The organism is Acidimicrobiales bacterium (assembly GCA_035536915.1).
Lineage (GTDB): Bacteria > Actinomycetota > Acidimicrobiia > Acidimicrobiales > JAHWLA01 > JAHWLA01.
In genome coordinates, this window is record DATLNE010000016.1 from 1 (window position 1) to 11,652 (window position 11,652).

Annotated in this window: 13 protein-coding genes; 8 read left to right on the forward strand and 5 right to left on the reverse strand. The window is 70.3% G+C overall.

Annotation, left to right across the window (positions count from 1 at the left end; translation table 11 throughout):
• From VM938_04720 to VM938_04740, 5 genes are all read left to right on the forward strand, one after another.
• The coding region (locus VM938_04720; protein ID HVF74329.1) for an IS630 family transposase at window positions 1-829 on the forward strand (829 nt) is incomplete at its 5' end.
• Window positions 830-927: 98 nt separating this feature from the next.
• Window positions 928-1,317, forward strand: coding sequence for a plastocyanin/azurin family copper-binding protein (locus tag VM938_04725; GenBank protein HVF74330.1), 390 nt, complete (start codon window positions 928-930; stop codon window positions 1,315-1,317).
• Window positions 1,318-1,381: 64 nt separating this feature from the next.
• Window positions 1,382-2,620: a hypothetical protein gene (locus tag VM938_04730; protein ID HVF74331.1), complete on the forward strand. Its 1,239-nt coding sequence runs from the start codon at window positions 1,382-1,384 to the stop codon at window positions 2,618-2,620.
• A 164-nt stretch (window positions 2,621-2,784) separates the two neighbouring features.
• Window positions 2,785-3,363 (forward strand): sigma-70 family RNA polymerase sigma factor, encoded by a 579-nt coding sequence (locus tag VM938_04735; GenBank protein ID HVF74332.1) that lies wholly within the window; start codon window positions 2,785-2,787, stop codon window positions 3,361-3,363.
• A gap of 2 nt (window positions 3,364-3,365) precedes the next feature.
• Complete coding sequence (locus VM938_04740) at window positions 3,366-4,139, forward strand: anti-sigma factor (protein ID HVF74333.1); 774 nt, start codon at window positions 3,366-3,368, stop codon at window positions 4,137-4,139.
• Between the two features lie 18 nt (window positions 4,140-4,157).
• On the opposite strand, the gene VM938_04745 is transcribed toward VM938_04740, so the two are convergent.
• From VM938_04745 to VM938_04755, 3 genes are all read right to left on the reverse strand, one after another.
• Entirely contained in the window at window positions 4,158-4,994 is an 837-nt protein-coding gene (locus tag VM938_04745) for a polysaccharide deacetylase family protein (GenBank protein ID HVF74334.1), read from the reverse strand.
• 38 nt (window positions 4,995-5,032) lie between these two features.
• Window positions 5,033-5,581: a thermonuclease family protein gene (locus VM938_04750; protein HVF74335.1), complete on the reverse strand. Its 549-nt coding sequence runs from the start codon at window positions 5,579-5,581 to the stop codon at window positions 5,033-5,035.
• A 145-nt stretch (window positions 5,582-5,726) separates the two neighbouring features.
• The gene (locus VM938_04755; GenBank protein HVF74336.1) at window positions 5,727-5,900 is read right to left on the reverse strand and encodes a hypothetical protein; all 174 of its coding nucleotides are present in this window, start codon (window positions 5,898-5,900) and stop codon (window positions 5,727-5,729) included.
• Window positions 5,901-5,976: 76 nt separating this feature from the next.
• Here VM938_04755 and VM938_04760 point away from each other — a divergent pair, with 76 nt between their 5' ends.
• The 3 genes from VM938_04760 (at window position 5,977) to VM938_04770 (ending at window position 9,059) form a co-directional block, all read left to right on the forward strand.
• A complete protein-coding gene (locus VM938_04760; protein ID HVF74337.1) occupies window positions 5,977-6,774 on the forward strand; it encodes a thioesterase family protein in 798 nt (265 codons plus the stop codon).
• A gap of 37 nt (window positions 6,775-6,811) precedes the next feature.
• Entirely contained in the window at window positions 6,812-7,774 is a 963-nt protein-coding gene (locus tag VM938_04765) for an LLM class F420-dependent oxidoreductase (protein ID HVF74338.1), read from the forward strand.
• A gap of 61 nt (window positions 7,775-7,835) precedes the next feature.
• The gene (locus tag VM938_04770; protein ID HVF74339.1) at window positions 7,836-9,059 is read left to right on the forward strand and encodes an acyl-CoA dehydrogenase family protein; all 1,224 of its coding nucleotides are present in this window, start codon (window positions 7,836-7,838) and stop codon (window positions 9,057-9,059) included.
• Between the two features lie 4 nt (window positions 9,060-9,063).
• Here the strand turns inward: VM938_04770 and VM938_04775 are convergent, their stop codons facing one another.
• Window positions 9,064-9,243 (reverse strand): hypothetical protein, encoded by a 180-nt coding sequence (locus VM938_04775; GenBank protein HVF74340.1) that lies wholly within the window; start codon window positions 9,241-9,243, stop codon window positions 9,064-9,066.
• Between the two features lie 189 nt (window positions 9,244-9,432).
• Entirely contained in the window at window positions 9,433-11,625 is a 2,193-nt protein-coding gene (locus VM938_04780) for a VCBS repeat-containing protein (GenBank protein ID HVF74341.1), read from the reverse strand.
• Window positions 11,626-11,652: the final 27 nt, after the last annotated feature.

Here is an 11,652-nt window from a genome sequence, read left to right on the forward strand (position 1 = left end):
CCGCCCGACCGACCACGACCTGCCGTTCTCGACCTGGAGCCTGTCGAAGCTGGCCGAGTTCCTGGTCGCCGAGGGGGTGGTCGACGACATCAGCCACGAGGGCCTGCGGGTCCTGCTCCGAGAGGAGGGCGTGTCCTTTCAACGCATCAAGACCTGGAAGGTGAGCAACGACCCGGACTTCGAGGCGAAGAAGAACCGGGTGCTGGATCTGTACGCCATCGCCGACGGCGACGCCGAACCGGGCCCCGACGACCCCACGGTGGTGATCTGCGTCGACGAGTTCGGACCTCTCAACCTTCAGCCCCACCCCGGCCGGCAGTGGGCGCCGGTGGCCGCCGGCCGGGGCGACGTCGGGTCCCCTCGCCGCCGTCGACGGAGGGCCACCTTCAACCGCCCGCACGGCGTGCGTCACCTCCTCGCCGCCTACGACCTCGGCACCGACAAGCTCTACGGCCACGTCAAGGCCCGCAAGGGGCGCACCGAGTTCGTCGCCTTCCTCCGCTACCTGCGTGGGCTCTATCCGCCCGAGGTGCGCATCGGGATCGTGCTCGACAACTTCAGCCCGCACCTCATGGCCAAGAAGGACCAACGGGTCCGCGAGTTCGTCGACGCCAACAACGTCGAGCTGGCCTACGTGCCGTTCTACGCCAGTTGGCTCAACCGTATCGAGGCTCAGTTCACCGCCCTGCGCTACTTCGCACTCGACGGAACCGACCACGACAGCCACGAGGCCCAGGCCCGCATGATCCGTCGCTACATCGCCTGGCGGAACCGCAACGCCAGGGACGAGGCGCTACGTGAGCTCGTGAAGCGCGCAAACGTTGCCTGACGCGGCACTAGAACCCTTTTTTCAATCTGTTTCGCGGCCCCGCTTCGTAGAGGAGCGGGGCCGCAGCGCGTGCGGCCACTGACGACGGAGGCCGCACGATGAAACGGATGTTCCTGATTGCTGCGGTGCCGGCCTTGTTGGCCGGTGCTGCCTGTTCTTCCGACGACGACAGTGGCGGCGGCAGCGCCGACGCCGCGCCCGAAGCTCCTGCTGCGGCGGCGAGCGGTTCGCCGGCGGTGTCGATCGAGACGTTCCGCTTCGAACCGCCGCAGTTGACCGTGAAGGTGGGCGAGACGGTGACGTTCACCAACGGCGACAGCATCCACCACACGGCGACGTCGGGGACCCGCGAGGCCAAGGACGGCCGCTTCGATCTGCAGATGCCCGACAAGGGCTCCTCGGCGACGCACACGTTCTCCGAGGCGGGCACGTTCCACTACTTCTGCGACCGGCATCCCGGCATGGAAGGCGACGTGATCGTGCGATGACGTCATCCACGCACCGCCCCTGCCCCGTACTTGCTGCCGTACCCACCCCCTCGAAGGAGATCTCATGAACCGCACCCCGCGACGCCTCGTCGGCGTCCTTGCCCTGGTGGCCCTGGCGGGCGCCGCTTGTGGCGGCGACACCAACCCCGCCGACTCGGGCGGCGATGCCGCTCCCACGACTGCCCCCGCCCCCGCCGCTTCGGCAGCAGGCGCGACCATCGACACCCCGGCCGCCGACCTCCGGGCCGGCCTCACCTCGCTGCTCCAGGAGCACGTGTACCTGGCAGGCATCACCACCGGCGTCGCCCTCGAAGGCGGCGACTTCAAGGTCCCGGCGGCGTCGCTGGAGAAGAACACCCAGGGCCTGCAGGACGCCGTGGCTTCGGTCTACGGCGATGCCGGCGGCAAGCAGTTCGGCGAGCTGTGGCGCAAGCACATCGGCTTCTTCGTGGCCTACACCACGGGCAAGGCGACCAAGGACCAGGCCATGGTGGCCAAGGCCAAGTCCGACCTCGACGGCTACCGCGCCGACTTCGGTGCGTTCCTCGAGTCCGCCACCAAGGGCGGGTTGCCCAAGCAGGCCGTGGCCGACGAGCTGAAGCCCCACGTCGAGACGCTGTTCGCAGCCATCGACGCCCAGGCGGCCAAGGACCCGAGCGCCTACGCCAAGCTGCAGACGGCGGCGAGCCACATGCCGCACACCGCAGGGATCCTCGCCGGTGCCATTGCCAAGCAGTTCCCCGACAAGGTGACGGGCTCGACGACCTCTGGTGCTTCTGAGCTGCGCACCGGGTTGACCGGGCTGCTCCAGGAGCACGTGTACCTGGCGGGCATCACCACCGGCGTCGCCCTCGGCGGCGGCGACTTCAAGGTCCCGGCCGCGTCGTTGGAGAAGAACACCCAGGGCCTGCAGGACGCAGTGGCCTCGGTGTACGGCGATGCAGGCGGCAAGCAATTCGGTGAACTGTGGCGCAAGCACATCGGCTTCTTCGTGGCCTACACCACGGGCAAGGCGACCAAGGACCAGGCCATGGTCGACAAGGCCAAGGCCGACCTCGACGGCTACCGCGCCGACTTCGGTGCCTTCCTGGAATCCGCCACCAAGGGCGGGCTGCCCAAGCAGGCCGTGGCCGACGAACTGAAGCCCCACGTCGAGACGCTGTTCGCAGCCATCGACGCCCAGGCGGCCAAGGACCCGAGTGCGTTCGCCAAGTTGCAGACGGCGGCGAGCCACATGCCGCACACGGCGGAGGTGCTTGCGGGCGCCATCGTCAAGCAGTTCCCCTCGAAGTTCGCCGCCTAGCCCGCGGCGGTACCCCTCGCCGGCCGGCGGAGTTGCCGATGCTCCGCCGGTCCGCGTCCCCGAGGCCCGCACCCCTCCCGCGTGGGGTGCGGGCTTCGGCGCGTCCCGTCCCGGGAAGTGTCATCCGCATGGGGCCCTGGCGCCGAAGACCGGCTGATATGGCGATGACACTGACCGACGCTGGTGACGCTGCACTTGTCGTCGCCATCGGGCGTTACCGCGAGGACGCGCTGGCCGAGGCCTACCGGCGCCACGGCGGCGCCGTGTTCGCCTTGGCTCGGCGGGTGCTGGGCGACCCGGCCCGGGCCGAGGAAGTGGTGCAGGAGGTCTTCCTGCGGCTGTGGAACTCGCCCGACAAGTTCGACCCGGAGCGGGGGACCTTGCGGTCGTTCCTCCTGGCCTCGACGCACGGACGGGCCGTGGACCTCTTGCGCTCCGACGTGTCGAGGCGGCGGCGCGAGGAGCGTGACGCGCTGGCGACGGCGGAGGCCGGCTACGACCTGGAACACGAAGTGTGGGACATGGCCGTGGCCGACCGGGTGAAGGAGGCGGTGGGGGCGTTGCCGGTCGACGAACGACGGGCAATCGAGTTGGCGTACTTCGGCGGGCACACGTACCGAGAGGTGGCGCAGCTGCTCGGGGCACCGGAGGGAACGGTGAAGAGCCGGATCCGTTCGGGGCTGCATCGCATGCGGGGCGTGCTTGCCGAGCCCAGAATCGGGATCATGGGGGCAGAGGGATGACGATGACGCACGATGAGATCGAAGAACTCCTCGGCGCTTATGCGCTCGACGCCGTCGAGCGCGACGAGGCCGACGAGGTCGAACGGCACCTGGCCGGCTGCCCGCGCTGCCGGGCCGAGGTGGCGGGCCATCGCGAGGTGGCGGCTGCCCTGGCCCACGCGGGCGCCGACGCCCCCGAAGGGCTGTGGGCCCGCATTGCCGGGTCGCTGGAAGAAACGCCGCCCGCAGGCGGCATGCCGGCCCCGCTCGACCTGGGCGCCGCCCGGGCCAAGCGTGCCGAGGCCCAGGCGAGCGTGCCCCGGCGGGCTCTGACCGGGCTGGTGGCGGCCGCTGCGGTGGCGGTGGTCGTGATCGGGCTGTTGAGCGCGCAGGTGGTGCGCCAAGGCGACCGCATCGACCAGCTCGCCTCTGCCGTGGAGGAGCGGGGTGTCAACGGTGCTGCAGCGTCGGCCGCGCTGGCGCCCGACGCCCGCCGGGTGGCGCTGCGTGCCGCCGACGGGCGGCTGCTGGTGTCGGCCGTGGTCGGGCCGAAGGGCGAGGGCTACCTCGTGGCCGACGGGCTGCCCACGTTGGACGAGGCCCGGACGTACCAGCTGTGGGCCTTGGTCGACGGCCAAGCGGTGTCGGTCGGCGTGCTCGGCACCGACCCGGCGGTGGTCGCCTTCCGGGCGCCGCCGTCGGCCCATGCACTGGCACTCACCGAGGAACGAGCAGGCGGCGCGCCGGCTCCGACGCAGGCGCCCTTCGCGTCGGGAGCAGTGCCCGCCACGGCGTGAGCCGGTAAGCGGGCCTTGTCAGCCCCCGGCCCGCATGGCGTCGCGTAGCTCGCGGTAGCCGATGCGCACGGCACCCGAGCGGTCGACCAGGGTGCGCAGGGTGTCGTCGTGGCACACCAGGTCGAAGTCGTCGACCCGGGCCGCCCAGTCGGGGGCCAAGGCCCGTAGCTCCGAGGTGTCGACGGCCGGGTGCACGTAGACCTCGGTGACGCCGGGGCGCAGGTCGAACAGCGTGCGTTCGAGGGCGCGTCGAGACCCCACTCCGCGCACGTACACGAAGTGGTCGGGGAACAGGACGCCTTCCTCCTCGGCCAGGCGGCGGAAGGGGAACCCGATTGTCTTTTCCGTCGACGCCCCCGACAGGCGCACAGGCAGGCGGAACTCGACCGCCAAGTCGAGGTACACGTCGAAGAACTCCGGCCGAAGCTGGAGCGCGCCCATGTGCGAGTCGAGGTGGCTGACGTCGAAGCCCCAGTAGATGGCGCGTTCGACTTGGGCCCGAAGCTCGCGGCGGACTTCGTCGAGGTCGGCGTGGTCCCAGACGTCGTCGAGGGTGCGCGGGAACCCGCCGTCGCCGTCGAGCAGGGACGGGGCGTGCGTGATCGGCCCCCAGCGATAGAGGTCGTATTCGGCGTTGAGCGTGAGGTGCACGCCGACGTCCTCGCCGCGGTAGCGCGAGGCAGCCTCGCGTGCCCACGGGCAGGGGACCATGAGGCTGGCACTGGTGGCCAGCCCGTCGCGCAGGGCCTGGTAGACGCCCACGTTGGCAGCGTGGCTCGACCCAAGGTCGTCGCAGTTGAGGATGAGCAGCTTGGCGTCAGGCGGGTACCCGAGACGCTCGGCAGCACTGGTCACGACGGCGACGGTAGCCCGCCACGGCGGTGTTCGGGTCGCTAGGGGGGCGAGCGGCCTCGGGCCGGGCAGGCGCCCCACAGGCCGCGTTCGGCACGGCGGGCGTCGGCTACGGCGGCCACGAAGTCGCTGGTATAGGCCACGTTGGGCGGGTAGGTGGCGACGTTGGCGAAGCCGTCGCGGGCGAGCGCCACGTTGACGAACAGGTCGTCGTGTCGTCGGAACACGTAGGCGAGCAGGCGCCCGTAGCGGTCGCGGGCTTCGACGTCGCGTTCGAGGCGCACCTGGGTGCCCGGCGGGACGAGCTCGCCCAGCCGTGCCGCCGCTTCCTTGGCGAAGCATTCGACGGGCGTGCCCGGCTTCACCGACTCGGGCGTGTCGATGCCGATGAGGCGGACGGCCTCGGTGCGCCCGCCGACCCGGACACGCAACGTGTCGCCGTCGACGATGCGCGATATCACGGCCGTGCCCGGTTCGTGGGGGACGGCGGGGGAGCTCTCGCCCCGGGCGCATGTGCCTGCCACGGCGGCGAGGCCCGCGAGGAGGGCAACCAGGACGGTGAGAGGTTTTCGGCGGCGCAACAAGGGCATGGGCGTCACCCGACCACGAGGAGGCAGGGAACCGGGGGAAGTGGCGGGCGGCCAAGGCCAGCCGCGTGCGCACGCGCCCACAGGAGGGGAACGTCTGCACGCGGCTGGCCGATGGTGGCCGCCGGAAGGCGACGGTGCAAGGCCCTCACGCGGCGGGGAGGTGCGTGGGGTGTTCGTCGGCGTCGTCGGAGCGGTAGCCGGCCACCGATGCCAATGCGGCGCGGGCCGCTGCGATGCCCCGTTTGCCCGCCATGCGGGTGGCTTCGTCGAGGTGCCAATCGGTGTCGGTGGAGTCGAGGAGGACAAGTTGTCGTGCCATGAAGAGGAGTATGACGAGGGGGTGAGACAGTAAAAGCGGCCGACCCTGCCGGTGCGCCTCGGTAGCCTCCCGGCCCGTGGACGCTGCTGCTTTTCTCGGACTCGAACCCACCCCTGACCCCACCCGCTGGCGCCTCCCGGTCACACCGGGGATCTGCACCGGCTTCAACTTCCTGTTCGGCGGCGCGGGCCTGGCCGCCGCCGTGGTGGCCTTGGAACAGGCGACGGGGCGGCCCTTGGTGTGGGCCACCGCCCAGTACCTCTCGTTCGTGCGCCCGCCGTCGGTCATGGACATCGAGGTCACGCCCCTGGTGCCGGGCAACCAGGTGACCCAGGCCCGGGCCGTCGCCCGCGCCGACGGCCACGACATCATCACCGTCACCGCCGCCCTCGGCAGCCGCGACGTCGAGGTCACCGGCACGTGGATGACCCCGCCAGTGGTGCCGCCGCCCGACGAGTGCCCCACCAGGGTCAACTTCCGCGGCGTCCCCACCGGCATCGGCGCCCGGCTCGACTCCCGCTTGGCGGAGGGGCGCATGCCGTCCGACCTCGACGGCACCCCGGGCACCGGCCGCACCCGGCTGTGGGTGCGCGTGCCCGAAGGCCTCGACATGTCGGCCGCCACCGTCGCCGTGCTCGGCGACCACGTCCCCTTCGGGATCAACCAGTCGCTGGGCCTGCCTGCGGGCGGCAACAGCCTCGACAACACCGTCCGCATCGTGAACATCGTGCCCACCGACTGGGTGTTGCTCGACGTGCAGATCCACGCCGTCGCCAACGGCTTCGCCCACGGCCACCTCGACCTCTGGTCGGAGGAGGGCACACTGCTGGCCACGGCGAGCCAATCGGCCATGGTGCGTTTCTGGAAGGACTGAGCCCTCCCGGGCGGGACACGGCGCCGTACGATGCCGCATGGCCCGTTTCGGCATCACCATCCCCTTCGACGGCGTCCCCCTCTCCGACCAGCGGGAGTGGGTCGAGGAACTGCCCGACCTCGGTTACACCGACGCGTGGTCGTCGGAAGCCAACGGCGCCGACGGCTTCACCCCGTTGGCCCTCGCCTCCCAGTGGGCCCCCACGTTGCGCCTGGGCACAGCCATCGTGCCCGCCTACACCCGGGGCCCGGCCCTCATGGCCATGACGGCGGCCACCATGGCCGAGGCGGCGCCGGGCCGGTTCGCCCTCGGCATCGGCACGTCGTCGGACGTGATCGTCGAGCGCTGGAACGGCATCCCCTTCGACGAGCCGTACAAGAAGACCCGCGACATGGTGCGCTTCCTCAAGCAGGCGTTCACCGGCGAGAAGGTCGAGGGGCCGTTCGACACCTTCGACGTCAAGGGCTTCAAGCTGGGCCGGCCGCTGCCGCCCGAGCACGTCCCGCCCGTCCTGGTGGCCGCGTTGCGCCCGGGCATGCTGCGCCTGGCGGGCCGGGAGGCCGACGGCGCCATCATCAACTGGCTGTCGGCCGACGACGTCCGCAAGGTGGTGCCCGAGGTGGGCGAGGGCAAGGAGGTCGTGGCCCGCATCTTCGTCTGCCCCAACGAGGACGCGGCAACCGTGCGCCAGTACGCCCGCTTCTTCATCGCCGCCTACCTCAACGTGCCCGTCTACGCCGCCTTCCACGACTGGCTGGGCCGCGGCCCCGCCCTCAAGCCCATGTGGGACGCCTGGCAGGCAGGCGACCGCAAGGCGGCCACCGCGGCGATCCCTGACGAGGTGGTCGACGAGTTGATCGTGCACGGCTCGCCCCAGCAGTGCCGCGACCACGTGGCGCGGTACGTGGAGAACGGCGTGACCACCACGGCGTTGGCCATCCTCCCGTGGGGCGTGGACCAGCGCCAGGCCGTGCGCGACCTGGCGCCTGCCGCGGGCTGACCGCTCCGGTTACCACCCGGTAGCCTCGCCAGCGCACGAGAGCCGCCGCCAAGGAGCACCCATGGACCTGAGCTATCCCCCCGAGGCCGAGGAGTTTCGCCAGGAGATCCGGGGTTGGTTGCAGGCGAACCTGCCCGCCGACTTCAACGAGCGGCGCGGCGAGGCCCGCAAGCAGTTCAACGAGCAGTGGGTGCAAAAGCTCTACGAAGGCGGCTGGATCTGCGCCTCGTGGCCCAAGGAGTACGGCGGCAAAGGCCTCACGACCATGCAGCAGGTCGTGCTCAACGAGGAGTTCGCCAAAGCGGGCGCGCCGCTGCGGGCCGACTTCTTCGGCGACACCTTGGTCGGCCCCACCATCCTCCAGTGGGGCACCGAGGAGCAGAAGAAGCAGCTCCTCCCGGGCATCCTGCGGGGCGAGATCAGCTGGTGCCAGGGTTTCTCCGAACCCGACGCCGGGTCCGACCTGGCAGGCCTCAAGACCAGGGCCGAGCTCGACGGCGACGAGTGGGTGATCAACGGGCAGAAGGTCTGGACCACCCAGGCCCAGTACGCCGACTACGTCTTCCTCCTGGCCCGCACCGATCCCGAAGCGCCCAAGCACGCAGGCATCTCCTACCTCCTCGTCCCCATGAAGCAGTCGGGCGTGGAGGTGCGGCCCATCGAGCAGGTCGACGGCTCCGGCGAGTTCAACGAGGTGTACTTCACCAACGCCCGCTGCCCCAAGGACAACGTCGTGGGCGGCGTGAACAACGGATGGAAGGTGGCCATGACCACCCTCGGGTTCGAGCGGGGGACGAGCGCCACCACCAGCCACCGCCGGTTCCAGAAGGAGCTCGACGAGATCGTCGACAAGGCCCGCAAGAACGGCCGCATCGCTGATCCCCGTGTGCGCCAAGGGCTGGCGGCGGCGTGGACGAAGGTCAAGATCATGGAGATCAACGGCTACCGCTCGTTGACCAACGTGCTCAAGGGCGGCAAGGACCCCTCGGCCGCCGCCCTGGGCGCCACCAACAAGATGTTCTGGTCGGAGTACCACCGCGACGTGATGAACCTGGCCATCGACATCCTCGGCATGGACGGCCAGGTCCTGACGGGCAAGCAGGACGAGGAGTACGTGCCCGGCGTGGGGCGGCGCCGGGGCCGCAACGACTACCCGGTCAGCCCGTTGCAGGCGGCGTTCTTCTTCTCCCGGTCCGAGACGATCTGGGGCGGCACCGCCGAGATCCAGCGCAACATCGTGGGCGAGCGGGTGCTGGGCCTGCCCAAGGAGCCCAAGCCGGCGTAGCGGCTCAGCCTGCCGCAGCCTCGGCCGGGCGAGTGGCCCGGGCGCAGTCGATGCAGAGGTAGGCAGGGGGCGCCGCCGAGCCGCCGTCGGCGAGCACCGGGATCGTCTTCTTCTGCAAGACCTGCGTGCCGCACGACGGGCACGGCACCTCTTCGCCTGCGTCTTTGACCGGACCCGCTGCCATGGCCCCGGATCTTAGGAGCCGAGCCGATAGGCGAGGCGACCAATGAACACAGCGGGCGTTTCGGCAGCCAAAGGCTGCCGAAATGGGATTCCGGCGAACCGCGGCTGCACCGATCCGCCCATGTACTTACGGGCTACCGTCCCCTCCCCGGAATCCGACGTCACACGGCCTACCTGTTCGCCCGAGTTCCTAGAGCCCCGGCGAGGCCATCCCCACGATGGGGGCGGCCAGGCGCTGGCCACCCATCGAGCCGAAGAACGGGGCGTTGAAGGAGAAGATGCCGCCGTCGGAGGCCACCATGCGGTACCCGTCGCCCCGAGGCGTCGGGGTCATCGACACGATGGGAGCGTTGAGGCGGGTGCCGCCCATCGAGCCCATGAACGGCACCCCGAAGGCGAAGATGCCGCCGTCGGACGCCACCATCCAGTAGCCGGTCCCGCTGCCGTTGGCCGTCATGCCCACAATCGGTGCGTTGAGCGGACGGCCGCCCATCGACCCCAGGAAGGGGGCATTAAAGGCGAAGATGCCGCCGTCAGACGCCACCATCCAATAGCCGCCGCCCGGATGCGGTGTGATGGCGACGATGGGACGGTTGAGCGGCTTGCCGCCCATGGAGCCGTAGAAGTTGGCATCACCGAAGGAGAAGATGCCGCCGTCACGGGCCACCATCCAGTAGCCGTTGCCCGAAGGGGTGCGGGCGATGCCGACGATCGGTGCGTTGAGCGGCGTGCCGCCCATCGACCCGTAGAACTGGGCGTCGCCGAAGGAGAAGATGCCGCCGTCGGCTGCCACCTGCCAGTAGCCCCGGCCCGAGCGGGTCGACGCCATGCCGACGATCGGCGAGTTCAAGGGCTTGCCGCCCATGGAGCCGAGGAAGGGGGCGTCGCAGAAGGCGAACATGCCGCCGTCGCGCGCCGCCATCCAGTAGCCGCCCGGCTCGTTGCAGAACGTGTGCCGCAACGGGGGGTTCGTCCACGAGCCGGTGCGGCGGGCGTCCTTGCGGAAGGTGTGCCAGCCGAGGTTGCCGAACGACGACCCCGTCAACTCGTAGCGGATGATCTCACCGGCGTTGGAGCCGGGCCGGGTGCCCGCCACGATGATGTCGATGCGGCCGTTGCCGTCGACGTCGGTGACCAGCGGGGAGTTCTGGAAGCTCACCTGGCTGGCCAGGTCGAACAGGTGGGCGCCGTTGCGCCCGTTGTAGGCCTTGACCATGGCGCCGGTGGGCACCAGCAGGTCCTGGGCGCCGTCGCTGTTGAGGTCGGCGGTGGTGACGGAGCCGATCACGGCCCCGCCGGGGTTGATCTCGAGCAGCTTGTTGCCTGCCCGGTCGAAGGCGTAGACGCGGCCCACGCCCGGTTCCTGCGTGCCGATGACGACGTCGAGCCGGCCGTCGCCGTTGACGTCGGCCATGGCGGGCGAGGTGCTGCTGCGCCCGATCAGGTCCTTCGACCAGTGCACGCCGCCGGTGCGGGCGTCGAGCAGGAACACCCGACGAGAGTCCTCGTGGCCGCGGTAGCCCTCGACCATGTGCCAGTACTCGCCGTTGCCGATCGCGATTTCCAAGGCGCCGTTGCCGTCCATGTCGCCGACGGCGGGGGAGGAGTACACGATGTCGTTGAAGTCGCGGTGCCAGATCTCGGTGCCGTTGCCTCGCATGGCGCGGAGGCGGCCGCCCTTGATGTTGACGTAGCCACCAGGGGTGCCGTCGCCGCCGAAGATGAAGTCGCTCTGGCCGTCGCCGTCCACGTCGGCCACTGCGCCTGACGAGAATGTGGAGTCGTCGGTCATGAGAGGCCAACCGCCGTTGGAGGCACCGCTGGAAGCCTGGAGGTTGCGGGCCAGCACGCTCATGGTGCCGAACGGCAGGTCGACGACGCTGTCGTTGTTGAGGTCGGCCAGCGGGGCGCTGGCGGTCACTGCGGCGCGCGGGTTGACGTTGTCTGTGTTGTGGTAGCGCCAGCGGGTGGTGCCGTTGGAGTTGATGGCGTTCATGGCCCCGTGCGGTGTGGGGGTATGGGCGAGCCCGCTGCCGATGAACACCTCGGGCGTGCCGTTGCCGTCCACGTCGGCCGCCGACGGCGACGACCAGATGCCTTCGGTGACCTGGTGGGGCCAGCCGGGCACAGTGCTGCCGTTGGAGCCGTGCACGCCGTAGACCTTGCCGTCGTAGGCGCCCACGACGATGTCCTGGCCACCCCCGTCGAGGTCGACGGCCAGAGGAGACGAGCCCACGATGTGGCTGCCCGGGTAGGACCGGGTCCACTTGTGGGTGACGGTGATCGCTGCTTCTGCGGGGCTGAACTCGCCCGCCATGGCCAAGCCGGCCACGGACAGCAGGGCGACGAGCAGCGCTCGCAGGCCGCGACGAACAGGGGGCACAGATTGACGCACAGGGTTCCTTCCGCC

What these genes read in the sequence shown, in the direction of transcription:
- VM938_04725 (HVF74330.1), top strand. Translation starts at nt 928, where the DNA reads ATGAAACGGATGTTCCTGATTGCTGCGGTGCCGGCCTTGTTGGCCGGT.
- VM938_04730 (HVF74331.1), top strand. Translation starts at nt 1,382, where the DNA reads ATGAACCGCACCCCGCGACGCCTCGTCGGCGTCCTTGCCCTGGTGGCC.
- VM938_04735 (HVF74332.1), top strand. Translation starts at nt 2,785, where the DNA reads ATGACACTGACCGACGCTGGTGACGCTGCACTTGTCGTCGCCATCGGG.
- VM938_04740 (HVF74333.1), top strand. Translation starts at nt 3,366, where the DNA reads ATGACGCACGATGAGATCGAAGAACTCCTCGGCGCTTATGCGCTCGAC.
- VM938_04750 (HVF74335.1), bottom strand. Translation starts at nt 5,581, where the DNA reads ATGCCCTTGTTGCGCCGCCGAAAACCTCTCACCGTCCTGGTTGCCCTC.
- VM938_04755 (HVF74336.1), bottom strand. Translation starts at nt 5,900, where the DNA reads ATGGCACGACAACTTGTCCTCCTCGACTCCACCGACACCGATTGGCAC.
- VM938_04765 (HVF74338.1), top strand. Translation starts at nt 6,812, where the DNA reads ATGGCCCGTTTCGGCATCACCATCCCCTTCGACGGCGTCCCCCTCTCC.
- VM938_04770 (HVF74339.1), top strand. Translation starts at nt 7,836, where the DNA reads ATGGACCTGAGCTATCCCCCCGAGGCCGAGGAGTTTCGCCAGGAGATC.
- VM938_04775 (HVF74340.1), bottom strand. Translation starts at nt 9,243, where the DNA reads ATGGCAGCGGGTCCGGTCAAAGACGCAGGCGAAGAGGTGCCGTGCCCG.